Origin of the sequence: Staphylococcus sp. GDY8P54P, from assembly GCF_017892645.1 — a bacterium.
GTDB lineage: Bacteria > Bacillota > Bacilli > Staphylococcales > Staphylococcaceae > Staphylococcus > Staphylococcus ureilyticus.
Map to the genome: position 1 here is coordinate 358,427 of NZ_JAESLN010000009.1, position 24,392 is coordinate 382,818.

A 24,392-nucleotide genomic window follows, 5' to 3' on the forward strand; every position below is an offset into this window, starting at 1 on the left:
AACATATCATTTATAAATTTAAGTTTGTTACAATATAGGTGGTTAATGATAATAACAATCTGTACTGAAATAAATACTATTGAAAGTTACCTTCGTACACGGTAAACTTTCTATTGATTGATTTACGAAAAATTTAGGAGGTGCCCAGCTATGTCTGATTCGATCACTATCATTGATGAAGATAAAGTGATTGACGTTGTGCTCATCGCAGGCAGAATATTGCTTGAAAGTGGCGCTGAAACTTATCGCGTTGAAGATACGATGAATAGAATTTCAGCAAGTTTTGGCTTAGATGATACATATAGTTTTGTAACATCTACAGCGATTATATTTTCACTCAATAACCGTACAAATACAAGACTTATCCGTATACGTGAGCGTACGACTGATCTAGAAAAAATTGCATTAACAAATAGTTTATCTAGAAAGATTTCTAGTAATCAATTAAGTATAGATGAAGCAAAATCTGAACTCATACATTTACATCATGCATCACTACAGTTTTCATCTATCACTAAATTTTTTGCTGCCGCCATAGCTTGTGGCTTCTTCTTATTTATGTTTGGTGGAGTTATGAATGACTTCTTTTTTGCAATTCTTGCAGGAGCTGGTGCATTTTTAACTTTTGACTTTGTTCAACGTTATATACAAATAAAGTTCTTTTCAGAATTTATTAGTGCTGCAGTTGTGATTACGATAGCAGCTTCATTTTCAAAATTAGGTATGGCAGCAAACCAAGATATTATTACCATTGCAGGTGTCATGCCATTAGTTCCTGGTATTTTAATTACAAATGCTATTCGTGACCTTATGGCAGGAGAACTCATCGCTGGTATGTCTCGCGGTGTCGAAGCGGCACTAACATCATTTGCTATAGGCGCTGGTGTTGCAATCGTATTATTAATATTTTAAAAAGGAGTGCTCAAATGGTCATTGGCTACTATGTCTTACAGTTTATTATTAGTTATTTAGCAACGATGCTATTTTCTGTTATTTTTAATGCACCTCGACGTCTCCTTTTAGCTTGTGGTTTCGTTGGTGCTATGGGATGGATTATTTATAAAGTAACCCTTGATTTAGAATTAGGCAAAGTTATGGCTTCATTTCTAGGGAGTTTTATATTAGCAATTATGAGTCATACCATGAGTAGACGTTATAAAAGACCAGTCATCATCTTTATTGTGCCTGGCATTATTCCGCTTGTCCCTGGAGGACTTGCGTATGAAGCAACACGTTACTTAGTGAGTAACCAATATACACATGCCGTCAATACATTTCTCGAAGTAACACTTATTTCGGGTGCAATTGCTTTTGGTATTCTGTGTGCAGAGATTATTTATTATATTTATACACGCATAAAACAACATATTGGTAAAATGAATGGTAAAATATATAAGAAATCATATAATATGAATAACAGAGCATAAGGGGTGTTTTTATGAAAAATGATATTATTGAACGACTTACGCGATATGTCAAAATTGATACACAATCTGATCCACTTTCAAATTCAACACCTTCCACTAAAAAGCAGTGGGATTTATTGGATTTATTGAACGATGAATTAACTGATTTGGGTTTAGAAACTGATGTTGATGAAAATGGCTATTTATTTGCAACATTAGAAAGTAATGTAGACGAAGTTATCCCGACTGTCGGTTTTTTAGCACATGTTGATACTTCACCTGATTTCAATGCCACAAATGTCAATCCACAAATCATTGAGCGTTATGATGGGAAACCAATTCAGCTTGGTGATACAAATCGAGTTTTAAGCCAAGATGTCTTTCCTGCAATGAAACAAGTAGAAGGACATACTTTAATGATCACAGATGGTACTTCGCTATTAGGAGCAGATGACAAAGCTGGCGTCGTTGAAATTATGGAAGCTTTAAAACATTTGACATCGCATCCAGAAATCAAACATGGTCGTATCAGAGTAGCTTTTACACCGGATGAAGAAATCGGTAAAGGGCCACATGCATTTGATGTCGAACGTTTTAATGCTGACTTTGCATATACAATGGATGGTAGTCAATTTGGTGAGTTACAATACGAAAGTTTTAACGCTGCAGAAGCAACTGTAACTTGTCATGGTGTGAATGTTCATCCAGGTTCCGCAAAAGATGCGATGGTCAACGCTGTACTTTTAGGCCAGCAATTCAATGCACTTTTACCACAAAATGAGGTGCCTGAACGTACAGAAGGTTATGAAGGTTTTTATCATTTAATGAAATTTGATGGTGATGTTGAGAAAGCAAAGCTTTACTATATTATTCGTGATCATGATAAACATGAGTTTGATTTACGTAAAAAACGTTTAGTAGAAATTAAAAATGATATCAATAGTCATTTTGAAGATGAACCCATTGAAGTTGAAATAAACGATCAGTATTACAATATGGGAGAAAAAATCAAACCTATGCCACATGTTATAGATATTCCTAAACGTGTCTTTGACAAATTAGATATCCCAGCTAATACTGAACCAATCCGTGGTGGTACAGATGGTTCACAACTTTCATTTATGGGAATGCCAACCCCTAACATTTTTACTGGCTGTGATAATTTCCATGGTCCTTTCGAATATGCATCTATTGATGTCATGGAAAAAGCGATTGAGGTTATAGTTGGTATCGCCCAAGAAGTAGTAGTAACTTATCAAAATAATAAATAATATCGGTACCATATAGAGCGCTAGCTCAGGTAATCCTTAATATTGCCGCTCAATTTATTGCGTTATTAAGGCTTATGCTTGAGCTAGCTTATGTAATCACTTTTTATTTGCCAGGGTGGAACGACGAAATCTTTTTAATATAATCAGATTTCTGTTCCATCCTCTTTTTTTAATTTATGTTTTATCATTTTGGTTATGCATACATTTCTAGTCCACGTTCCCATACCTTTTGCAATGTTATGCTTGCTTAAACCTACAATGCCATCAGGTGTCATCGTTATAATGGTGCTATTTTTCATCATCTCCAAACGCTATTAAAAAAACCGTCAATTTCTATTGTAAATCTACAGAAATTGGCGGTTTTACTTGGTACAAGATGTTCAGGGCACTTTTGCCGATGTTTAATTAGTAATTTTATCGTTCTAGTACATCAATAGACAACGATGCATGCTTGTTTTATTGATTAACATCAAATTGTGTTTTCAATAACTTAATCGCTTGAACCGTATAATGTCTAATTTGAATGCCCATTTTAAAATCTGTAAAGGATTGCGGCATTTCGATAAATGTATTAAACATTGCTGTTACACCCATCGATTCAAACAAATCAAATTTATCATCAGTAGCACAAATGGCAATCGACGGTTTATTATATTTTGTAGCTAACTCAGCTAAGCGAACGGTCGTCGTTTCTAAAATTTGATCTTGTTCGTTCACACCTTCACCAAATATTATTAAATCTGCTTGTTGAATTAATGATTCTAAATGTGTAATCTGATCCACTAGTTCATGACTTGTCATAATCTCAGCATCATATAAGCCGTTTAACACTGCAGCTATACCTCCACCAGCGCCACCTCTTTGAATAGGCCCTAGTGCAATTTTCAATTCAGCTTTAAACATCTCACTTAAATACCAAATTAAATTATCTATCTCAGCCGCTTCTTGATGCGAAATTTGGTAATTTTCATATGTTTGCATAATTTCACTATTTTTACCATATAATTTACTATCAAAATCTGACATAAGTTGAATTCTCATATCTTTCAATTTTGGATTAACTTGAGAAACATCTATACGTCTAATATATTTTAGTACACGACTGCCTTGCGTAACATCGATTTCTTGCGCTTCGTCATCATAAAATTTAGCTCCGAGTGCTTGAAGCATACCAGCACCACCGTCAAAACTACCAATAGCACCTAACGAAATAATTAAATGTTCAGCACCATTTTCTATTGCATCAAGTATAATTTCACCTAAACCATAACTTGTTCTTTCTATAATTGGTCGTTGTCCTTTTAAAAATAGATTGCCTTCAATAATTGTCATGCCATTATCTGTAATACCATAAACTGCTTCTACTTCATTCATATCTGCATCATGGGCAACCACTCTGTATTTGGTACCTGATTGCCATAAAAAGACAGAATCCATCAATTCATGCCGACCATTAAACAACGGTACTTGTACGATATCCGCTTTCTCTATTTGGCTAGCAACCGCTTCTTCTACATACCGATTGGCTTGATAGCTAGATATAATACCATTAAATTCATCCATCGCTACTAATACTTTCATTTTGTCACCTCTAATATTCATATTACCTTACATTTTTCATAGCTTTATTTTTAAATTGACGCGAATACCACGCCTGATAAAATGATCAATATTCAATTACCGTGGATTTATGACTAATTCAACTTTATATTATACATGCCAAAACACAATTTTTCACATTATAAGAAACGCTTGCTAAACCTTTTAATATAACTTAAAGCTTAACAAGCGTTTCTTTTTTAAATATTTATTTTTTTACTCTTCAGCGCCTGCCAAAGATTTCACATTAATATGATCGTGACTTGCATTCCAAATCGCTTGTCCCTTCACAAAATAAAATGCTTGTGGCGATTCATGTTTTACATTCGTTTTTTCTTCTATATAATCTGATAAAGCTCTTTCTTGTTGTACGATTAAATAATAACCATCCATATCTCTTTCATATAAAAATTTGTTAAATTGATCAATAGCATTGGCTGAAATAGGACATGTTTCACTATGCTTCAGCACAAATACATATTTATTTTCTTCTAAAACTTGCTCAAACTGGTCAATCGAACTCAGCTTTATAGCCATTCTATTCACCTCTAAAAATATTTAACACACCACATTGTATCTAAAAGTGTGAAATTCCAATGATATTCACATATCATTGTTTCCAATTATACACAATTACCTTTTTATTGTTAACAGTTTATTACAAATCTCATAACTTAATTGAATAATTTATTATTGATATTTACCTTTTATTTCGGCATACTTTTTATTAAAATCCTTATCATATTGTTTTAAATCTTTACTTTCTTTCGGTAATTGATTGATGTCTATTTTAGCTATTGCTTCACCAATTTCAATTGTCTCTTCTCTTGTTTCATAGTAATTTTGTAAGCTGTAGTACATCTCAATCGTATTTTTACGCGCATCATTCACATAACCATCTGTAATTTCTGCCTTGTTTAAGTCTTTAATTTGTTTTTTTATTAATGGCATAATTTGATTTTCAATGGCTTGTTGCTCTGATTTAGCACTTCTAGCATTTGATTCTTTTTCCGCTGTATTTTTTAAATCTTTATTATTTTGTTCTAATTTCTCTTTAAAGCCTTTAACACTTTCACCTGCATTATTAGCTTTTTTCATATTTTCTTCTACTTGTGATCTATTTTTTTCAAAAAGTTTTGTATAATCTAAAATATCTTCATTTGCTTTAACTGACTGATTGTATAAATCAACAAATGTTTTAAGTTCATCAATCGCAGCTTTTTTCTTTTTGATTGATGTCAAATATTTAGATTTTAATTCCTTGGTTTCTTCGGACTGTGCTGGCAGATTTTTTGTAGCTTTCTCATATGCTTCAAATTTAGGTGTTAACCTGCTATTCAAATTGTTTTGCAATTGATTAAATTCTTTTTTGTTTTTATCAGTCATATCTGTTTTACTTAAATCATTAATGTTTTCTAAATCAATAGAATCCATTTCTTTATTGAACGCCTTTTCTTTTTGCTTTACATCATTTAAAGTGCTATCGAAATCTTTAAATTCGTTGGCACCTTCATGTCCGCAAGCAACAATTACGACAGCAAAACAAACCAATAAAACAAAGCACATTAATTTTTTCATTTCTGCACTCCTTATCATTACGTATTATACAGAAACTTATTTAACTTGAAAATAATATATGATATATTATTCCAGAATTTATAGTTTAACAATTTATTTTGATCATTTAAAGGAGTGATTTATTTCAATGTATTCGGATGTTCAACCTTTTATCAAAGAAGATGTTCAGCAAACTTTTATTAAACAATATAAGATGCTACGTCATAAATTATTGACCCTTTTAGATACACCAGTAAAAACAACACATCATATTGGAGGGACTAGCCACTTCAACTACCCTACTGAACCTATTTTAGATGTATTAGTAGGGGTAGATGATTTACATGATATCACTGCTTTAGATGAAAAAAGACTAAATTATCAAGGTTTTTATAGACTTCATCATCCATATCACAAAAAAGTAGTTATGGCTCAATTTAATAATCTCATTGATTTAAAACAAATTGCTCGATTACATATTGTTCAAATAGACTCACAACTTTATAATGATTATCTGAAGACAAATTATTATTTAACAATCAATGCATCTTCAGCAACTCACTTCGGAAAACAAAAGTACAATTTAGCAACTGATACAGCGCCAATCCGTGAATACGAAAATCAGAAACAATTACTTTTTAAACAACTACTCCGTGAAATTAATAAAGATTTATCGAACACACATCACTAACGTTTAATCATTAAAAGAATAAATAAACTGAATCGTTTTCAATAAAGCGATATACTGTTTAGCAAACAAGTTAAATCATTGGTATAATATATAAATGAATTCAACAGGAAAGGATGTTCTATAATTGCATAAAGATGACATCTTAAAAGAATTAGAAGCAATAGTTCCAAAAAATATTATAAAAGTTGACGAACCACTAAAACGCTATACATACACTGAAACGGGAGGTCAAGCAGATTATTACTTATCTCCAACGCAAAATGAGCATGTACAAGCTATCGTCCATTTTGCTTACACAAACGATATCCCCGTCACGTATTTAGGGAATGGTTCAAACATTATTATCCGAGAAGGTGGAATTAGAGGCATTGTCATCAGTTTACTCCAGTTAGATTATATTGATGTTTCAGATGATGCAATCATCTCAGGAAGTGGTGCTGCAATTATTGATGTATCACGTACTGCACGAGACAATGCACTAACTGGATTGGAGTTTGCCTGTGGTATCCCAGGGTCAATTGGCGGTGCTGTATTTATGAATGCGGGGGCTTATGGTGGTGAAGTCAAAGATTGTATCGATTATGCCCTATGCGTTAATGAAAAAGGAGACTTAATCACACTGACAAACAAAGAGCTTGAGTTAGATTATCGTAATAGTATCGTTCAAAAAGAACACTTAGTTGTATTAGAAGCTGCATTTACATTAACGCCTGGCAATCTACAAGATATCCAAGAGAAAATGGATGATTTGACTGAAAGAAGGGAAACAAAACAGCCACTAGAATATCCATCTTGTGGCAGCGTCTTTCAACGACCACCAGGACATTTTGCTGGTAAATTAATACAAGATTCAAATCTACAAGGCTATCGCATAGGTGGCGTAGAAGTATCAAAGAAACATGCAGGTTTTATGGTAAACGTAGATAAAGGTACTGCAACTGATTACGAAGATTTAATACATCACGTACAAAAAACAGTTAAAGCTAAATTTGATGTTGAACTTCATCCAGAAGTTAGAATCATCGGTGAGCATCCTATTGAACGTTAGGAGTGTTATAAGATGCCAAAAATATATGGTGCAACTGTAGATAGCGAGACACGTTGTACACACTACCATACACCGTTAGATGTAATAGCAATTAAATTCAAATGCTGTAATAAATATTATCCATGTTATAAATCTCATAATGAAGACACCTCTCACCCAATACAGAGATGGGAAACTGAAGCGTTTAATACAAAAGCTATTTTATGTGGTGTATGTAAACATGAAATGACAATCAATGCATATATGTTGATTGAAGCTTGTCCAAACTGTGATGCCCATTTTAATAATCGCTGTAAATATCATTACAGCACGTACTTTTCTATATAATTGGCGTTTAACAATAAGAGAGAGACAGAAATTTATTTTTCTAATTTCTGTCTCTCTCTTTGATATATTCAAATATCGTAAATCCATTTTAAACATAGTAAAGGCACGTTCTCTCAAACACTATCTTCTTATTGAATGTTTATTTTGTCCTTTACAAATTGTACAAACGCTTCTGCATCACCTTTTTGTATATCTTTCATCGGCATTGGTCCAATATTAAATGTGAAATGAATGCGACCGTCTTCGTATGTAATTTTCTCTACTTCATCATAACCTATACTTCTATAATAGAATTCCCCATTCATATCTACATTTAAAATAATGCGTTCGTTTGTAGCAATAAACGCACCTTCAAATTCTGTAGAACCTTGTACAGAATACTCTATCGTACCCAATACACTGGGACCTTTCTTTTCTGTTGGAAATAAATCATTTGGGTTCACATTATCTAAAATCATTTTTATGTCACCTTCTTTTACTATTTTTATTCATTATACAAGTTTTCAACTCAATTTATTACTTAAGTGCTCAATGTCATTTTAGTACTGAGCCAAACAAAAAACAATTGAGACTAATCAAGCGCATCCCTGTCACATTTATTAACAACCGGTAAGCAAGACTATACCATATTAAAAAAGCAGTGAATTCACGTTTAAAGTGATTTTCACTGCTTTTAGTATACGTTATTAAGACAATCCCCACTTATGCCTATTACTATTTTTTATCTATTGCTTTCTCAACTTCTTCAATTTGTTTAATTGCAGTTGTTGTTGAACCACTTGAGAAGTACCAAAGTTTTGGATCCAATTCATATACTTTATTATGTTTAATCGCATCAACATCTTTGATGACATCATTGCTCAATGGTTTTTTAGCAGTAGATTTACCTGCTACAGCTTGTCCGCGGTCCATCGCAAAAATAATACCAGGATTTTTTTCTGCAACATATTCATTTGTAACATTTTGTCCATGATTACTTTCTTTAATTTCTTTATCTGCTGGTGTAAAGCCCATTGTATTAAATATCATAGAACCAAAACGTTCACCTGGACCAAATGTTGATAATTCACCTTCATTTACTAATAAATATAACGCTTTTTGATCTTTTAAATCTTTTGTTTTTTCTTTTATACCTGCGATCTTATCGTCTAATTTTTTATTAAGAGACTTAACTTCATCTTCTTTTTGATAAATTTTACCTATTTTTTCAGCGTTTGCTTTAAGCGACTTAACTTCATCTTTATTATCTACGCCTATGTAAACAACTTTAGCATCTGGTGCTGCTTTTTTAAATTCATCCAAGTTTTTTTGGTTAGCTGTACGTCCAGATATGAATATTACCTCAGGTTTTGCTTCTGCAACTTTGTCAAAATTCACTTCTTTCAAACTACCAGTATTTAAATATTTATCACTTTTAAATTCACTTAAGAAATCTGGTAATGATTTAGCATCTTCACCTTTAGGAAGTGCTTTAACTTTATCTTCAAGTCCTAACTCTTTTAATGTATCTAATGCACCATAATCAAAGACAACTGCATTTTTAGGATTTACTGGAACATCAACTGATTCTTTTACAGATTTTGCGTCACTGCCATCACGCTTTTCGCCATTAGCTTTATAATTATTTTCTATCTTAACTGTTTTATTTGATTCATTATTATCTGATTTTGTGTCAGATGACTTTTTGTCGTCTGAACCTCCATTATTACATGCTACTAATAAAAACATTAAACCTATAACCATAAATAAAGCAAATTTCTTCATATGTTTAATCCTCCTGGAATAATAAAGTTAATCACCATTTCAATATGCCTTTTAAAATGAACAACGTTGCAGTTGCATCACTCCCTTCATTAACAACCATTTCATTTTAGACTGATTGTAATATCGATAGTTCATACTCTGCTGTTTCTTCATCAAAATATACACAAATACGTTGTCCGCGAATGTCTTCAATTTTAACGTCCATATCATATAGTGTCTTAAGCGTATCTTCTTGTATAACTTCATCTTTAGTACTTGCTTTGACCATTTCTCCATCTTTCAATGCAATGATGTCATCTGAATAGCACGAAGCAAAATTAATATCATGAATGACAACAACAATAGTTTTATTGAGGGATTTAGCGAGTTGACGTAATGTTTTCATAATTTGAACTGAATGTTTCATGTCTAAATTATTTAATGGTTCATCAAGCAAAATATACTCTGTGTCCTGTGCTATCGTCATAGCTACGTATGCACGTTGTCGTTGACCACCTGACAATGTTTTTAAGTAACGATGTCTAATTTCTTTAAGATTCAATAACTCAAGTGCATACTCAACTTGCGCTCGATCCGCCTCATTTAAGCGTCCTTTTGAATATGGAAATCTTCCAAAATTAACAAGTTGCTCCACAGTAATATTTAACTCAGTATGATTGGCCTGTTTCAAAATAGATAATTTTTTAGATAACTCATTACTTTTATATTCAGATATAGCTTTCCCCTCAATCTCAATAGTTCCTTTATCGAAATCAATCAAGCGTGTGATTGCTGATAATAAGGTACTCTTACCAGCGCCGTTTGGACCTATCATTGAAGTTAAACGCCCTTTACTGATTTCTACATTAATGTCATTTAAAATCGTTTTATCTTGAATCGTTTTAGTCAATCCTTGAACACGTATCAATTCGCATGTCTCCTTTTAATTAATAGATAGATAAAGTACGTTCCACCTACTAAGTCTATAATGATACTCACTTGCGTCGTCGCTTCAAATAAATTTTCCACTACACTCTGTGCAATAAATAAACTCAACCAACTTAAACAAATCGTTGCCGGTAATATATATTTATGTTCATAGGTTTTCATCAATTCGTGTGCTAGATTAACAGTTAACAATCCTAAAAATGTAATTGGACCTACCAATGAAGTAGAGATGGATACTAATATCGCAACAAGTATAAGTAATAATCTTGTAACCATTTTATAAGACAAACCTAAATTAATTGCTTGGTCTTTGCCTAATAAAAGTACATCTAAATACGGTATCGCAATCACTGTAATAAGGATTAATATCATTAATATAACTCCGCACAGCATCACCAATTTACTATTGGAAGCATCAAAATTGGCAAACATTGAACTCTGAACTGCCAAAAAGTCTTCAGGGTTAATAATCAGTTCTAAAAATCCAGTGATACTTCTGAAGAAAGTGCCTAAAATAACTCCTATGAGTAAAATAAAGTATATTGACACATCACCAATTCTAAAAATGCCTTGAAATAGTAATAGTGAAAATATAACCATTACTAACAGTGAAGTAGCAAAACTTAAATATATATTAGTAACAAATGCAGACTGTACACCAAACACAAATACCAGCAATACTTTCACAAACATATATACAGCATCAAGACCCATAATCGACGGTGTTAACAAACGATTCGTTGTAATTGCCTGAAAAATGACTACTGAAGCTGCAATTGCTCCACCTACCAATAGCATAAGCACTAATTTTCTAAAACGGCTGATAAACTGGTATCTAAAAATTTCGAAATCAATACCGATGAAAAGATAAATTAAAGCAACACATAAAGTGATAGCGATTAATATCATTAACTTTGATTTAGCACTAATCTGCATAATTATGTCTTCCTTTCATCAATAAGATTAAGAAAATAATCGTGCCAAAGACACCAATTGTTAAACCAATATTTATTTCATATGGATAGACAATAATCCTACCAATTATGTCAGAAAACATAACAAATACTGCCCCTAACATTGCTGTATGAGGCAATGCTTGTTTTAAATGATCACCTCTAAAAATTGACACAATATTCGGAACAATGAGGCCTAAAAATGGTAATGTCCCCACTGTAACAACTACAAGCGCTGTTATAGTTGCAGTGATAAATAAACCAATATTTATTATTTTTTCATAGTTAACGCCTAAGTTATTACTAAAATCTTTCCCCATCCCTGCAATCGTGAAATGATTAGCAAATATATATGTAAGTATTAATAAAGGAATGCTTAAGTATAATATTTCATATCTACCACTCGTAATGATAGCAAAATTTCCGTTAAGCCAGTTGCCTACACTTTGTACAGTATTCGTTCTTAAAGCAAGAAATGTCGCTAAGCTAGACACAATACCACCAAGCATAATACCTAAAAGTGGAATAAAAATAACATCTGTGAATCGTATGTACTGTACTAATTTAACAAATAAGAATGTGCCACCGATGCTTAATATTACTGCAAATATTAATTTAATAATAATATTCTCTTGTGGAAAAAATATCATTGATATTAAAATACCTAACTTGGCCCATTCCATTGTCCCTGCTGTCGTTGGACTCACAAATTTATTTTGCATCATCTGCTGCATAATAAGTCCAGAAAGCGCTAAAGTACTTCCAGAGATTAAAATACTTATAGTTCTGGGGATCCTACTAGACACGATGATATTTATTTGTTCATGCGTTAAATGAAAAATATCAGTAATCGATACTTTACTAACGCCTATAAATAAAGAAAGGATAGTTAAAAAGAATAAAATAATAGCTAAGACAACGCCATTTAGTAAAAATTTCATAGTGAGTAATTAATCCTTTCATAAACGCTATATCGTATTGAATGTGATAATCATTATCAATACCTATAAATTAAATTTTATCATCTTTGCAAGTAAATTCAATAGCAATAATAGAGATTATCAAAACAATTCTCCATTTATGTTAAAAATATCTAAATTAGAAACTAATACATTTAATCAAGTACTTTCATTTTATACTCAAGTATTTATAGAAATTTTTGTCGTTTCACTTGAATCACTCATTCAACTATTACGTAAGACAAAATTAGTGTTCGAATTAGTTGTATTGGCATAAAATTTGTAAATTGTAGTACATCGAACGAAACTTATACAAATTAAAAAAACGTCAATTTCTATATAATTTCAATAGAAACTGACGTTTTTTGGTGATTAAAAATTGCTTATATTTCAGACATCTGCAATCACTAAATTTTATATTATTATGATAGTTGAAATGGTCGCAATTTAGTCTTCAAAAATAAAATCTTCATCTTGTAATGCTTCAACGTTTAGCGCTAATGTATAACCATCGCCTTTAACAGAGAAGAAATCATGGTTTTTTGTAGATGTATCTAGCGCATTTTCGATAATTGGATTAAATTCTCTCTCTTCAAAGTACGGATCAAATCCAAGGTTTGATAATGCTTTGTTACCATTATATCTTACATAGTTAAGCACATCTTCAGTTAAACCGATATCATCATATAAAGATTGTGTATAAGAAACTTCGTTTTTATATAATTCATCTAATAGTTTATACATTTCTTGGTCTGCTTGTTGTTTTTCACTTTCAGACAATTCATTTCGTAAACTTTGCGCATCCATCCCAGTAAACACACCATGAATAGATTCATCTAATAAAATTTTACGAATGATTTCTCCTGAGGTTGTCATTTTACCTTGCCCAGCTAAATATAATGGGTAATAGAAACCAGAATAGAATAAAAATGTTTCTAGAAAAACACTTGATACACGTGCGATATATTGATCATAAATCGATGCTTCTTTACCCCATAATTTATGATAATTATTTACAATTTTATCCGATTTAAATTTCAAATGTGGCTCTTCTAGGACCCATTTATCTAATAAGTAGTTTGTTTCGCTAGATGGTAATAAAGTTGTAAAGATGTGAGAATAACTTTTAGCATGAATTTGTTCCATCATCGCCATAAAGGAATAAACCGCTTTTTTACGTAAATCTGTAGTATGTAACATGATTAATGGCATGCCATCATCTGCTTGGTGTGTATCCAGACCAGTTAAACCTGCTAATGCTTTTTTAAATGCGTTTTTTTCTTCATCGGATAATGTTTTCCAACTTGCAATATCTTTTGAAACTTTAAATTCAGTTTCTACCCACATTTGCGAAATATTTTGTCGCCAAAACATATTTGTCATATCTTCTTGAGTATTCCAATTGACTGCTTTCATTTAGATAATTCCCCTATCCAGTAAATATTTATTTGAATTATAAAACACAGAAAGTGGGACAGAAATCTAAATATATCTTTAGATTTTCTATCCCTCTGCATAAGTGACTCTATTTCTATAATGTTGATACACTTTAATTTAAATCATGTTCACTTAATGCATTACCTTTTTGTTTTTAAAACATATGCGATATTTCAAGATTCATATTTCCTTGTTTATTAAATTAGATAGCCTCGTTTTATATTGCACAACTCGTACATTCTTCAACACTTAATAATTTATTTCTAGTGTAATATAAAGATTTCAACCCTTTATGATGTGCATAAACATATAATCTAGATAATTCACGTGTTGATATCTCTGAGTTTACATAAAGAATTGTAGAAATACCTTGATCCACATGTGTTTGGATCGTAGCAATTAAATCGATTAATTTCATTTGATCAGTATTGAATGCAGATTTGTAGTACCACATTGTTTCTGGTGATAAGAATGGCATTGGATAAAACGTTTCTGCATTACCGTAAGTACGGCGCTCAATTTGGTCAACTATCGGCATAACTGAACTTGTCGCATTTTGAACATAAGAAATGCTTTGTGTTGGTGCAATCGCTAAACGATATGCGTGGAATAAGCCGTGAGTTTCAACTTCTTTTTGTAATGCTTTCCAATCTTCAGGTGTAGGAATTTCTAAACCTTCAAATAATTTACGTACTTTTTCATATTTTGGTGCAAACGTTTGCGAAGTGTAAAACTCAAAATATTTCCCATTCGCATAATCTGATTTATCAAAGTCTTTAAATGTTTCTTGTCTATCTTTTGCAATTTCCATGGATCTTTCAATTGAATAATAGTTCATCATCATGAAGAATATGTTAGCAAAATCTTTTGCTTCTTCAGACTCATAACCAATTTTATTTTTGGCTAGATAACCATGTAGATTCATAACGCCTAATCCAACTGAATGTAATTCACTATTAGCTTTTCTAACACCTGGCGCATTTTGTATATTTGCTTCATCACTGACCACTGTCAATGCATCCATGCCTGTGTGCACTGAATCTTTAAATTTTCCAGATTCCATAACATTAACAATATTTAAAGATCCTAAGTTACAAGATATATCACGTTTTATTTCGTCTTCGATACCATAATCGTTAATAATAGACGTTTCTTGTAATTGGAAGATTTCTGTACATAAGTTACTCATTTTAATTTGACCAATATTAGAGTTAGGATGTACTTTATTCGCATTATCTTTAAACATTAGATAAGGATAACCAGATTGCAGTTGTGTTTGTGCAATCATATTTAGCATTTCACGAGCATCTTTTTTCTTTTTATCAACATTTGGATTGGCTACTAAACTTTCGTAGTATTCATCTAAATTAATGTCATCTAACGTTACACCATATTCATTATAAACTGTATGTGGTGCAAACATATAAAAGTCTTTACCTTCTTTTGCCAGTTCAAAGAATTTTGAAGGTACAATTAAACCAGTAGAAATAGTTGATAATCGTAAATCTTCATCCGCGTTAACTTTTTTAGTATCTAAAAATTCTTCTACATCATAATGGAAAATATTTAAGTACACAGCACCAGCCCCAGGACGTTGTCCTAATTGGTCAGCATAGCTAAATCCACCTTCAAGAGATTTAGCAACAGGTAATACACCTTTTGCCACGCCTTTAATACCTTTAATCGCTTCTCCTCTAGCACGCAATTTAGATAAGTTGATAGCAACACCGCCACCAATTTTACTTAACTGTTTCGCTGTAGAATCTATAAAATTGATTGAATTTAAACTGTCGTCTACTTCTAGTAAGAAACATGACACAAGCTCACCACGACGCGCACGCCCAGCATTTAAAAACGTTGGCGTTGCTGGTTGATAACGTTGTTCAATCATAGCTGAGATAAGTTGTCTAGCTGTTGGTTTATGACCATTTGCTAGATATAGTGCAACAATCACAACATGTTGCTTATAATCTTCTAAGAACTGTGTTTTATCGTTTGTCTTCAACGCATAGTCTTTAAAGAATTTACTTGCTGACATATAACTGGCAAAACGAAAGTCAATACTTTTAGCATAATCTGTAATTTCTTGTAAATCCGCTTCTGAATATTTTTCAAAAACGTCAAAATAAAAATCGTTATCCACGAGATAATGTAAGCGTTCAATTTCAGTATCAAAATAGATTGTCTTATCTTGAATCTCTTCTAAATAAACTGCTAGCGCTTCTTGATCCTTTTCCAAATTAAAGAAACCATTATCTTTTCTTTTTGTAACCTCATTGTTTAATTCAATATGATTGTATTTCTTCTCGTCCATAATCTTCATTGAAATTTCCCACCTTATCTTTAAATTCATCTATATCATCTGCAGTGCCCTGTACTTCAAACTTCAATAATAATGGAACTTGGTAACGTTCCGAAATTGATCGTCCAGCTTTTGCGAAATTTTGTCCCCAATTACGGTTTCCGCTAGCTGCAACAGCTTTTAATAAATCATCATTTACTTCTAAAAACGCTTGAACTGGTTGGGGTACCTCACCAAATCCTATTGTCCCAGTGACCAAAACGAATGGCTCCTCAATTCTCTCTGAACAATTATTTTGCGTGATTTCCATAACATTTGTCAGTTCGGTTTTTTTTATAAATCTGCGCACATTGCCGGAAAACGAAAAATATACCACTTTCATTGGCTCACCTTCTTTCTAATAGAAATACGTAAGTTGGAAAATCAAAAATTGTAAGGCTTTCGAGGTGTTGCTTTTGAATGTATTAAATGATTGAAATAACCACTATATATAGTAACTTGTAATTCTATAAGTAGGTATGTAAAAACTCAACATTTAAGTATTAATGCCTTATTTGTCATTATTTAAAGCCTGAAACTGTGTGATTTTACTTAAAATTTGATTTATTATAAATAAATTGACCACGTATCAAAACACAATATATAGTGTTTCGTCCTGGCCATTAATACTATATTATGTGTTTCATTATACATAACTCATCGCCTTATTAAAAGTCTTTAATTTATGTCAAAACAATGAAAACAGTATGAAAATGGCACCAATTCAACCTTAAACTCAATTTTAAATTTTTAAAAAATATTTTTTCGACTTTTAGAGGCTCAATGCTTGCTTTTTTTAATTTCTCTTTAAAGCTTGATATATCTGGATTATCTAGCCATAGGCCTTATATATTGCGCTTCATATATTATATTTTAGAACTAATTGCTATACTTAATTACTTTTAAAATTTCTTAATGAAACACTACATAAACAGAACGTTTGTTCGTATTTATACTTTAATATATTTCCCTTTTAAATTCAAGATATATACATTTTCTAATTAACTATGCTAATATAGATACGTTAAAATTTTAAAATTGAGGCGATATATGTGAATCCAAAAATAAAAGGTATTATTGCTATTCTAATTTCTGCAGTTGGTTTTAGCTTTATGTCTGTTTTTTTTAGATTAGCTGGAGATCTCCCTGTCTTTCAAAAATCATTGGCAAGAAACCTAGTGGCAATGTTTATTCCTTTGTATTTTATATTTAAGTACAAACAACCACTTTTTGGTAAATTGAGTAGCCAGCCTTTATTAATATCTCGTTCTGCGCTTGGCTTAATTGGCGTATTATTAAATATATATGCCATCGACCATATGATTCTTAGTGACGCAGATACATTAATGAAATTAAATCCTTTTTGGACGATACTACTTAGTTTGATTTTCTTAAACGAAAAAGTACGCAATTACCAATTTATTGCTATGATCGTAGCCATTTTTGGTATGTTATTCGTTGTGAAACCTGAGTTTTCTTCTTCTATGATTCCAGCGATTGGCGGATTACTATCAGGTATCTTCGCGGCAAGTGCCTATACTTGTGTTAGAGCATTAAGTAGCAAAGAGGCACCATATACGATTGTTTTTTATTTTTCTTTCTTCTCTATAATAGCACTCATTCCATTTACGATATTTACATTCGAACCAATGTCTGTCATGCAAGTTGTTTATTTAATCGGTGCTGGCTTAGCTGCGGCTGCTGGTCAAATAGGTATTACCTTAGCCTATAGTTTTGCCCCAGCTAAAGATATTTCAATATTTACGTACGCATCTATTATATTCACCGCGCTATTTGGTTTTATTTTATTTGGTGAGTCACCAGATTTCTATGCAATTCTAGGTTATATCATTATTATTGGTGCAAGCTATTATATGTTTGAAAAAGCAAGACGCCAACCGTTAACCGTTCAGAAAAAGGAACAAAAATCTAAATATTAAAGGAGCAATTACGATGTCTGAAGGACGTAAACATGAAGATTTAAAAGATATTACTTTACTAGGAAACCAAAATAATAAATATGATTTTGATTATCGACCAGATGTATTAGAATCATTTGATAATAAACACCCGGGCCGTGATTATTTTGTTAAATTTAATTGTCCTGAGTTTACATCTTTATGCCCTATTACGGGTCAACCTGATTTTGCTACTATTTATATTTCGTATATTCCAAATATTAAAATGGTAGAATCTAAATCATTAAAATTGTATTTATTTAGCTTTAGAAATCATGGCGATTTTCATGAGGACTGTATGAATATTATTATGAATGATCTCATCGACTTAATGGATCCACATTATATAGAAGTTTGGGGCAAATTCACGCCTCGTGGTGGTATATCTATTGATCCTTATACAAACTATGGTCGCCCTGACAGTAAATATGAAAAAATGGCAGAACATCGTTTAATGAATCATGATCTCTATCCAGAAAAAATAGATAATCGTTAATCTTTTCTTGCTCACTCATAAAATTGACTAATCTTAGCTATGAAAAATCTGACAATCGTTTTTTCATAGCTTTTTTATAGGTATTGAGATTATTATTTAAAATATCTAGTCGAGCCTATAATCTCTATTCTCGATATCCCAATTACTTAAAGCCTTCCAATTGATTAATCTTATTAATTAAGAAAGCAGTCTACTGAGAAAGCTCAGAAGACTGCTATCGTAGTAATATGCGTACTAAATGTTCACACATTAAAATAGTCATATTTACAAACTTAGTTTAATCTTAAATTGAATATATCTATAAATACTTAATTAATCTTATTATATTTTTTATTTAATTCACAGTTTTATAAAGAATCCTTTTTCTCTCCACAAACATCTTTAATGCCAAGTGCCCAACTAATATTACAACCTGCAGTATAACCAGGTTCTCCGTCTTTCCAACCACCTTTAGTTTCTAAATATTTTGCAGTGTCTTTAGCCTTTCCCTTTGCACTCGCATCAGGAGAATCAACTGATATACCTCCAAATAACAAGATTGCAGAAAAACTAATCAACAATTTTTTTACTGTTTGCATATTAAAATCCCCCTTTATATTAGATACAACTAAAATAACACTTTCTTTGAATAGTGGCAATATTTTAAATATTCTTTTTTTGAGAATATTATTGAAATTTAATTTAATTAAGCGTAAAATCATTTTTATACATTCTTATAGGGAGTATGAAAGGACGGGGAATGTTTTTATGCAAAATCAAGATAAAGCCCATGAACAAGCGGTTCAATCCATCCCACAAAAAGGATTTTTTGGACATCCTAAAGGGCTAGGCGTATTATTCTTTGTTGAATTTTGGGAGAGGTTCAGCTATTACGGTATGCGTGCCTTACTCATTTTCTACATGTATTTCGCTATCAAAGATGGCGGACTCGGCATGGATAAAAGTACTGCACAGTCAATTATGGCAGTATACGGGGCACTGATATACATGACCTCTGTACTCGGCGGATGGATTTCCGATAGAATTACAGGAACACGCGGAGCAACGTTTTACGGTGGTATTCTAATCATTATTGGACATGTTTTCTTAAGTTTACCTTTAGATATCGTAGGATTATTTATTTCTATGTTCTTTATTATTGTAGGTTCTGGTTTAATGAAGCCAAGCATTTCAAATATTGTTGGTAGATTATATCCCGATAGAGATACACGAATAGATGCTGGTTTTGTTATATTCTATATGTCTGTTAACTTAGGCGGATTACTTTCACCTATTATTCTAGATCGCTTTGTACATACAGGTAACTTCCACGGCGGTTTCCTAATCGCTGCAATTGGAATGGCGCTTGGACTCGTTTGGTACATATTTTTCAATAAAAGAAATTTAGGTCAAATTGGTACAAAACCAACCAACCCATTGAATAAAAGTGAGAAGAAAAAATATGGTATTTTATTTGCTGCAATCATTGTAATCATTGCAGTTGTATTATTAATTACTGGCTTAACAGGCACATTATCATTTAATTTAGTTAGTACAACAGTACTTATACTAGGGATTGCATTACCAATCGTATATTTCACAATTATGATTCGAAGTAAAGAAGTCACAGATGATGAACGCTCAAGAGTAATCGCATTTATACCGCTATTTATACTTGGCGTAATATTCTGGTCTATTCAAGAGCAAGGTGCTAACGTTCTTAATCTCTTTGCATTTGAAAGCAGTGACATGAAATTAAATCTATTTGGGTGGAAAACAGATTTCGGTCCTACACTCTTCCAGTCGATAAATCCATTATTTATTGTATTGTTAGCGCCAGTGGTTTCATTGATTTGGGCCAAAATGGCTCGACGTCAACCAAGCATAGCAACAAAATTTGTTTTAGGCGCAATATTAGCAGGTGCTTCTTACATAATGATTGGCTCTATTGGGCATTCAGCTGGCGGTGCAGACATTAGTGTCAACTGGGTTATTCTATCTTATATTATTTGTGTTATCGGTGAACTCTGTTTATCACCTACAGGTAACAGTGCAGCAGTTAAACTCGCACCAAAAGCTTTCAATACGCAAATGATGAGTTTATGGTTATTAACAAATGCCTGTGCACAAGCTATAAATGGTACTTTAGTGAAGCTCATTGAGCCTCTGGGACACAAAAATTACTTCCTATTTTTAGGAAGTATTGCAATTGTAGTTAGTTTGATTGTTTTAGCATTTGTACCAAAAATCGTCAAAGGTATGCGTGGCATTAAATAGCACACGTATCAAGCCCACTTCTCACTTTATTGAGTAAGTGGGTTTTTTCATGCGCTAAAGCTCAGATAAACATTATCCTATTCATCCTTGCAAAAAATTGTCACAGCAAAAAAATTTAAAAATAAAGTAAATGCCACCAACTCTTCCTATATAATTATAACTGTGAAAATATGGGTAAAGTGAATAAGCAACAAAATTTAAAAGAATATGGTGAAAAAATTGGAAAATACTAAATTCAAACACGGTGTCTTATTTTATCATGAATATAGTGGTATTAAAGATATATATCGGGGACTTGGAGATGTAGCAGCTTCCTTAACTACATTTTGTAAACATCTGTCGCTTCAACTAAGTGAAGACGAGGGTGATATTATAAGATTTTGTCAGAAGATTAAAGACCAAAGTTATAGTGACGATGTAGATATCATTTTCCTCCTTGGTGGCGATGGTACTGTCAATGAATTAATCAATGGCATAATGCAACATGAATTGAATATCCCTATTGGTATTATTCCAGGTGGCACATTTAATGATTTTGTTAAAACATTAAACCTGAGTCCACGTCATAAAATGGCCAGTCAACAACTTATTCAATCAGAGTTGCAGTCTTATGATGTTATGAAAATCAATGATCAATACGCACTAAACTTTGCTGGATTGGGACTCATTGTTCAAAATGCAGAAAATGTTCAAAACGGCAATAAGGACATCTTTGGCAAATTGAGTTACGTAGGATCTACAGTTAAAACTTTGCTTAATCCGGAGCATTTTGATTATCAATTAACCGTTGACGGTAAAGTTATTGATGGTAATACTGCAATGCTCGTTGTTGCTAATGGGTCATTTATAGGAGGCAGTCGCATACCTTTAACAGACCTTTCACCTAGTGATGGTTATCTGAATTTATTTATTTTTAAAGAACACAGTTCGAGTGTATTGAGTGATATATTTAAACAAAGAGATAGCATGAACTGGAACCATATGACAAACGGTATTCAGCATTTATTATCTAAAGATATCAAAATAGAGACCACACCCGAAATGAAGGTGGACATCGATGGAGAAATTGCATTAAAAACACCTATCCATATTGAAGTCATACCTAAAGCAATACAAATTTTAACGTTACCTGAAAATACGCCTGATAATGAATATGAATAAATACACTATATATAATGTTTACTAAATAAAATCTTATTCAAAAGGACTAATCCACGTACACAATGGATTAGTCCTTTTGATATAGCGTTTAGAAATGTTTACTCTCTTAAAGTATAGATAGTACACTTGAACTTATCGCCCGCTCACTCATGAATTTTCAAGATTCTGCACATTTTAAGTATAGCATCATTAAAATTACATATTTAAACACACAAAGATACGTGCATGTCATTAAATTTATATATCGTAATCACGGTCACCTAAGAAATATTTTTCAACATCATACCAGTCATCTACACGTGTAAAACGATCATCGTTTACATTATGAGACGCAGTATACATAATTGGCTTACCTGTAAATATAGCTAACTGACGAGGGTTGTCATCTATGAGATAGTCTGCATTTACGATATCTTTACGCCCACAAAAAACAAAGTGCTGTGGATCTAAAAATGGAAAATACTCTCTTAACCATTCATATTTATCATGAAATGATGTAGGAACATCCATTGCAGCAGTAGCAATATAAACATCATAGTATTCAGTTAATTTTTTCACAACTTCTTGAGCATGTGCCATCACTTTCAATTTTTTGAAAAAACCTGGTTCGCGTAAAATTTCATGCAATAAGCCATCATGTTCGGGCATTGCGTGACGTAATTTTTTACCGTCCAGCATATCATAGGTTATACCTAAATCTGTACGTTTGTTCACATCTTCAATCAGTGCACCTACTGTATCAGCAAGTACTTCGTCCATATCAATAGCAATTGATTTTCTAGTCATCTCATACTCTACTCCCTTTTAAGTTCTCATTCACTAACAATGATCACGCATGATTACATTAATCATCTGACAACATGACCCTGTTTATCATTATTAGTATAGCAAAAAACGTTCAATGAAACCAAAATTGTACATAAGCCTATCATAATATACTATATAAATTAAATATTTTCGTTATATAGTTCAAGCTTTATACATTTTAATTTATTGAACGTTATAAATGATGTTTGTTATAAATCAAAGTTATTTAATACTTCGATCATTTTATCATTTTGCTCAGGGAAGCCAATCGTAATTCTGACACCATTCGGAAATTCTCTTGTAATGCACCCCTGTTTTAACAATGCTTCATACAATTCGTGAGGTCGTGACGTATTCACAAAAATGAAGTTCGTTTGGCTTGGATTTAATTTATGACTACTAACTGAATCAAAGAATTTTGCTCTTTCTCGAGCATTTTTTTCACGAATAGAATCTAAATACGCTTGATCTTCTAATGCAGCAAGTGCAGCGTGTTCTGATAACCGTCCTACATTAAATGGTGGTCGTATAATATTCCACTTTTCAATTGCTTCTTGAGCAGCGACCACATATCCAATACGCATACCTGCTAATCCATATGCTTTAGAGAACGTTCTAAGTAAAAAAGCATTGGAAAATTGCTCTTGTAGTGCTAATGAATTTGGAAAGTCTTCAGCTGTCACGAATTCAACATAAGCTTCATCTATAATTACTGGTATTTCTTGAGGCACACGTGACAAGAAACGTTGCAATTCATCATGTGTAAAATATGTGCCAGTAGGATTATTAGGGTTACATAGCCATACAAGTTTAGTGTTATCATCAACTTCAGAAAGTATGCCTTCTAAATCAAACCCACCATCTTTTAGTGGTACCTGAACAACATCTGCTGCTTCTACTATGGCATTATGATAATATTGACCAAAAGTCATTTCACTTGTAACAATTTTATCTCCTTTAGTTAAAACAGCACGTGAAATCATTAATATCACTTCATCTAATCCTGCACCGAACAAAATACGTGCTGGATCAACATTCAAATGCTCACTTATTGCTTCTTTAATTAACGGAGAACCTGTTTCAGGATAAAATTGCAATTCATCTAAATGCTGCGTGATTGCGTCTTTCACTTTAGGTGACGGTCCATATAAATTTTCATTAGAAGCTAATTTATAAAGTTCACCCTCAATCCCGTATTGTTCTTTTAGTGCTCTTGGTGATAAACCTGGTTGATATGCTGATAATTGTTCTATTTGTTTTTTCATTGTTGATTCGGGCCTCCTTAAATTTACAGAAATTTCAAAACTTAGTAACCATTATATACCTTATTTCCATTGAAAATCAATGTAACTTTTTTTGAAGTGAGAATTTAATCAAATATAAATACGAGTTCAACTTAATGTGTGCTTTAACATAGTAAAACACATTGTTAAA

The 24,392-nt window shown here is 32.2% G+C and carries 25 protein-coding genes; 10 read left to right on the forward strand and 15 right to left on the reverse strand.

The genetic code is table 11. The features are described from left to right. The first annotated feature begins 150 nt into the window (after positions 1-150). From KA883_RS05535 to pepT, 3 genes are read left to right on the forward strand one after another with little or no spacing between them, the layout of a single operon-like run. Entirely contained in the window at positions 151-912 is a 762-nt protein-coding gene (locus KA883_RS05535; RefSeq protein WP_046207421.1) for a threonine/serine exporter family protein, read from the forward strand. A gap of 14 nt (positions 913-926) precedes the next feature. Next, positions 927-1,427, forward strand: coding sequence for a threonine/serine exporter family protein (locus KA883_RS05540; protein WP_046207420.1), 501 nt, complete (start codon positions 927-929; stop codon positions 1,425-1,427). A gap of 11 nt (positions 1,428-1,438) precedes the next feature. Continuing rightward, positions 1,439-2,677 carry a peptidase T gene (gene pepT, locus KA883_RS05545; protein WP_046207419.1) on the forward strand — a complete coding sequence of 413 codons (1,239 nt, stop codon included), beginning with the start codon at positions 1,439-1,441 and terminating at the stop codon, positions 2,675-2,677. 143 nt (positions 2,678-2,820) lie between these two features. Here the strand turns inward: pepT and KA883_RS05550 are convergent, their stop codons facing one another. The 4 genes from KA883_RS05550 to KA883_RS05565 form a co-directional block, all read right to left on the reverse strand. After that, positions 2,821-2,976 carry a hypothetical protein gene (locus tag KA883_RS05550; RefSeq protein WP_155390644.1) on the reverse strand — a complete coding sequence of 52 codons (156 nt, stop codon included), beginning with the start codon at positions 2,974-2,976 and terminating at the stop codon, positions 2,821-2,823. 157 nt (positions 2,977-3,133) lie between these two features. Continuing rightward, a complete protein-coding gene (locus KA883_RS05555; protein WP_046207418.1) occupies positions 3,134-4,258 on the reverse strand; it encodes a glycerate kinase in 1,125 nt (374 codons plus the stop codon). A gap of 234 nt (positions 4,259-4,492) precedes the next feature. Beyond that, positions 4,493-4,813, reverse strand: a complete 321-nt coding sequence (gene ytxJ / locus KA883_RS05560; protein WP_019469507.1) for a bacillithiol system redox-active protein YtxJ — start codon at positions 4,811-4,813, stop codon at positions 4,493-4,495. 153 nt (positions 4,814-4,966) lie between these two features. Beyond that, positions 4,967-5,854: an EMYY motif lipoprotein gene (locus tag KA883_RS05565; RefSeq protein ID WP_046207417.1), complete on the reverse strand. Its 888-nt coding sequence runs from the start codon at positions 5,852-5,854 to the stop codon at positions 4,967-4,969. Between the two features lie 127 nt (positions 5,855-5,981). Here KA883_RS05565 and KA883_RS05570 point away from each other — a divergent pair, with 127 nt between their 5' ends. The 3 genes from KA883_RS05570 (at position 5,982) to KA883_RS05580 (ending at position 7,899) form a co-directional block, all read left to right on the forward strand. Beyond that, positions 5,982-6,524 carry a GrpB family protein gene (locus tag KA883_RS05570; RefSeq protein WP_046207416.1) on the forward strand — a complete coding sequence of 181 codons (543 nt, stop codon included), beginning with the start codon at positions 5,982-5,984 and terminating at the stop codon, positions 6,522-6,524. Positions 6,525-6,648: 124 nt separating this feature from the next. Further along, positions 6,649-7,572: a UDP-N-acetylmuramate dehydrogenase gene (murB, locus tag KA883_RS05575; RefSeq protein ID WP_046207415.1), complete on the forward strand. Its 924-nt coding sequence runs from the start codon at positions 6,649-6,651 to the stop codon at positions 7,570-7,572. Between the two features lie 12 nt (positions 7,573-7,584). After that, a complete protein-coding gene (locus KA883_RS05580; RefSeq protein ID WP_210139898.1) occupies positions 7,585-7,899 on the forward strand; it encodes a CHY zinc finger protein in 315 nt (104 codons plus the stop codon). Positions 7,900-8,027: 128 nt separating this feature from the next. On the opposite strand, the gene KA883_RS05585 is transcribed toward KA883_RS05580, so the two are convergent. The 8 genes from KA883_RS05585 to nrdI all read right to left on the reverse strand — a co-directional run bounded on the left by KA883_RS05585 (position 8,028) and on the right by nrdI (position 16,623). Next, complete coding sequence (locus tag KA883_RS05585; RefSeq protein ID WP_046207413.1) at positions 8,028-8,357, reverse strand: PH domain-containing protein; 330 nt, start codon at positions 8,355-8,357, stop codon at positions 8,028-8,030. A 256-nt stretch (positions 8,358-8,613) separates the two neighbouring features. Beyond that, positions 8,614-9,663 carry a ferrated catecholamine ABC transporter substrate-binding lipoprotein SstD gene (locus KA883_RS05590; RefSeq protein ID WP_210139899.1) on the reverse strand — a complete coding sequence of 350 codons (1,050 nt, stop codon included), beginning with the start codon at positions 9,661-9,663 and terminating at the stop codon, positions 8,614-8,616. A gap of 106 nt (positions 9,664-9,769) precedes the next feature. Further along, positions 9,770-10,570, reverse strand: coding sequence for an iron ABC transporter ATP-binding protein (locus KA883_RS05595; RefSeq protein ID WP_046207411.1), 801 nt, complete (start codon positions 10,568-10,570; stop codon positions 9,770-9,772). Continuing rightward, on the reverse strand, positions 10,567-11,526 hold the full coding sequence (locus KA883_RS05600; RefSeq protein ID WP_046207410.1) for an iron chelate uptake ABC transporter family permease subunit: 960 nt from the start codon (positions 11,524-11,526) through the stop codon (positions 10,567-10,569). Before KA883_RS05600 ends, KA883_RS05595 begins: the two co-directional genes overlap by 4 nt. After that, positions 11,516-12,484: an ABC transporter permease gene (locus KA883_RS05605; protein ID WP_046207409.1), complete on the reverse strand. Its 969-nt coding sequence runs from the start codon at positions 12,482-12,484 to the stop codon at positions 11,516-11,518. The genes KA883_RS05600 and KA883_RS05605 overlap by 11 nt, the downstream gene beginning before the upstream one ends. Positions 12,485-12,949: 465 nt before the next feature. Then, positions 12,950-13,918 carry a class 1b ribonucleoside-diphosphate reductase subunit beta gene (gene nrdF, locus KA883_RS05610; RefSeq protein WP_019469517.1) on the reverse strand — a complete coding sequence of 323 codons (969 nt, stop codon included), beginning with the start codon at positions 13,916-13,918 and terminating at the stop codon, positions 12,950-12,952. Positions 13,919-14,156: 238 nt separating this feature from the next. Then, complete coding sequence (nrdE, locus tag KA883_RS05615; RefSeq protein WP_046207408.1) at positions 14,157-16,262, reverse strand: class 1b ribonucleoside-diphosphate reductase subunit alpha; 2,106 nt, start codon at positions 16,260-16,262, stop codon at positions 14,157-14,159. Continuing rightward, positions 16,225-16,623 carry a class Ib ribonucleoside-diphosphate reductase assembly flavoprotein NrdI gene (gene nrdI, locus KA883_RS05620; RefSeq protein ID WP_046207407.1) on the reverse strand — a complete coding sequence of 133 codons (399 nt, stop codon included), beginning with the start codon at positions 16,621-16,623 and terminating at the stop codon, positions 16,225-16,227. Before nrdI ends, nrdE begins: the two co-directional genes overlap by 38 nt. 709 nt (positions 16,624-17,332) lie before the next feature. Between nrdI and KA883_RS05625 the strand changes: the two genes are divergently transcribed. Both KA883_RS05625 and queF read left to right on the forward strand, forming a co-directional pair. Further along, a complete protein-coding gene (locus KA883_RS05625) occupies positions 17,333-18,220 on the forward strand; it encodes a DMT family transporter (RefSeq protein WP_046207406.1) in 888 nt (295 codons plus the stop codon). Between the two features lie 13 nt (positions 18,221-18,233). Next, positions 18,234-18,734 carry a preQ(1) synthase gene (queF, locus tag KA883_RS05630; RefSeq protein WP_046207405.1) on the forward strand — a complete coding sequence of 167 codons (501 nt, stop codon included), beginning with the start codon at positions 18,234-18,236 and terminating at the stop codon, positions 18,732-18,734. A 347-nt stretch (positions 18,735-19,081) separates the two neighbouring features. Here queF and KA883_RS05635 read toward each other — a convergent pair whose 3' ends face one another. Beyond that, positions 19,082-19,312 (reverse strand): hypothetical protein, encoded by a 231-nt coding sequence (locus KA883_RS05635; RefSeq protein ID WP_046207404.1) that lies wholly within the window; start codon positions 19,310-19,312, stop codon positions 19,082-19,084. Positions 19,313-19,481: 169 nt separating this feature from the next. Between KA883_RS05635 and KA883_RS05640 the strand changes: the two genes are divergently transcribed. Next, a complete protein-coding gene (locus tag KA883_RS05640; protein ID WP_046207403.1) occupies positions 19,482-20,990 on the forward strand; it encodes a peptide MFS transporter in 1,509 nt (502 codons plus the stop codon). Between the two features lie 207 nt (positions 20,991-21,197). Beyond that, a complete protein-coding gene (locus KA883_RS05645) occupies positions 21,198-22,151 on the forward strand; it encodes a diacylglycerol/lipid kinase family protein (protein ID WP_046207402.1) in 954 nt (317 codons plus the stop codon). A gap of 237 nt (positions 22,152-22,388) precedes the next feature. Here the strand turns inward: KA883_RS05645 and KA883_RS05650 are convergent, their stop codons facing one another. Beyond that, positions 22,389-22,937 carry a 5' nucleotidase, NT5C type gene (locus KA883_RS05650; protein ID WP_046207401.1) on the reverse strand — a complete coding sequence of 183 codons (549 nt, stop codon included), beginning with the start codon at positions 22,935-22,937 and terminating at the stop codon, positions 22,389-22,391. A 230-nt stretch (positions 22,938-23,167) separates the two neighbouring features. Next, entirely contained in the window at positions 23,168-24,223 is a 1,056-nt protein-coding gene (hisC, locus tag KA883_RS05655; RefSeq protein ID WP_046207400.1) for a histidinol-phosphate transaminase, read from the reverse strand. Positions 24,224-24,392: the final 169 nt, after the last annotated feature.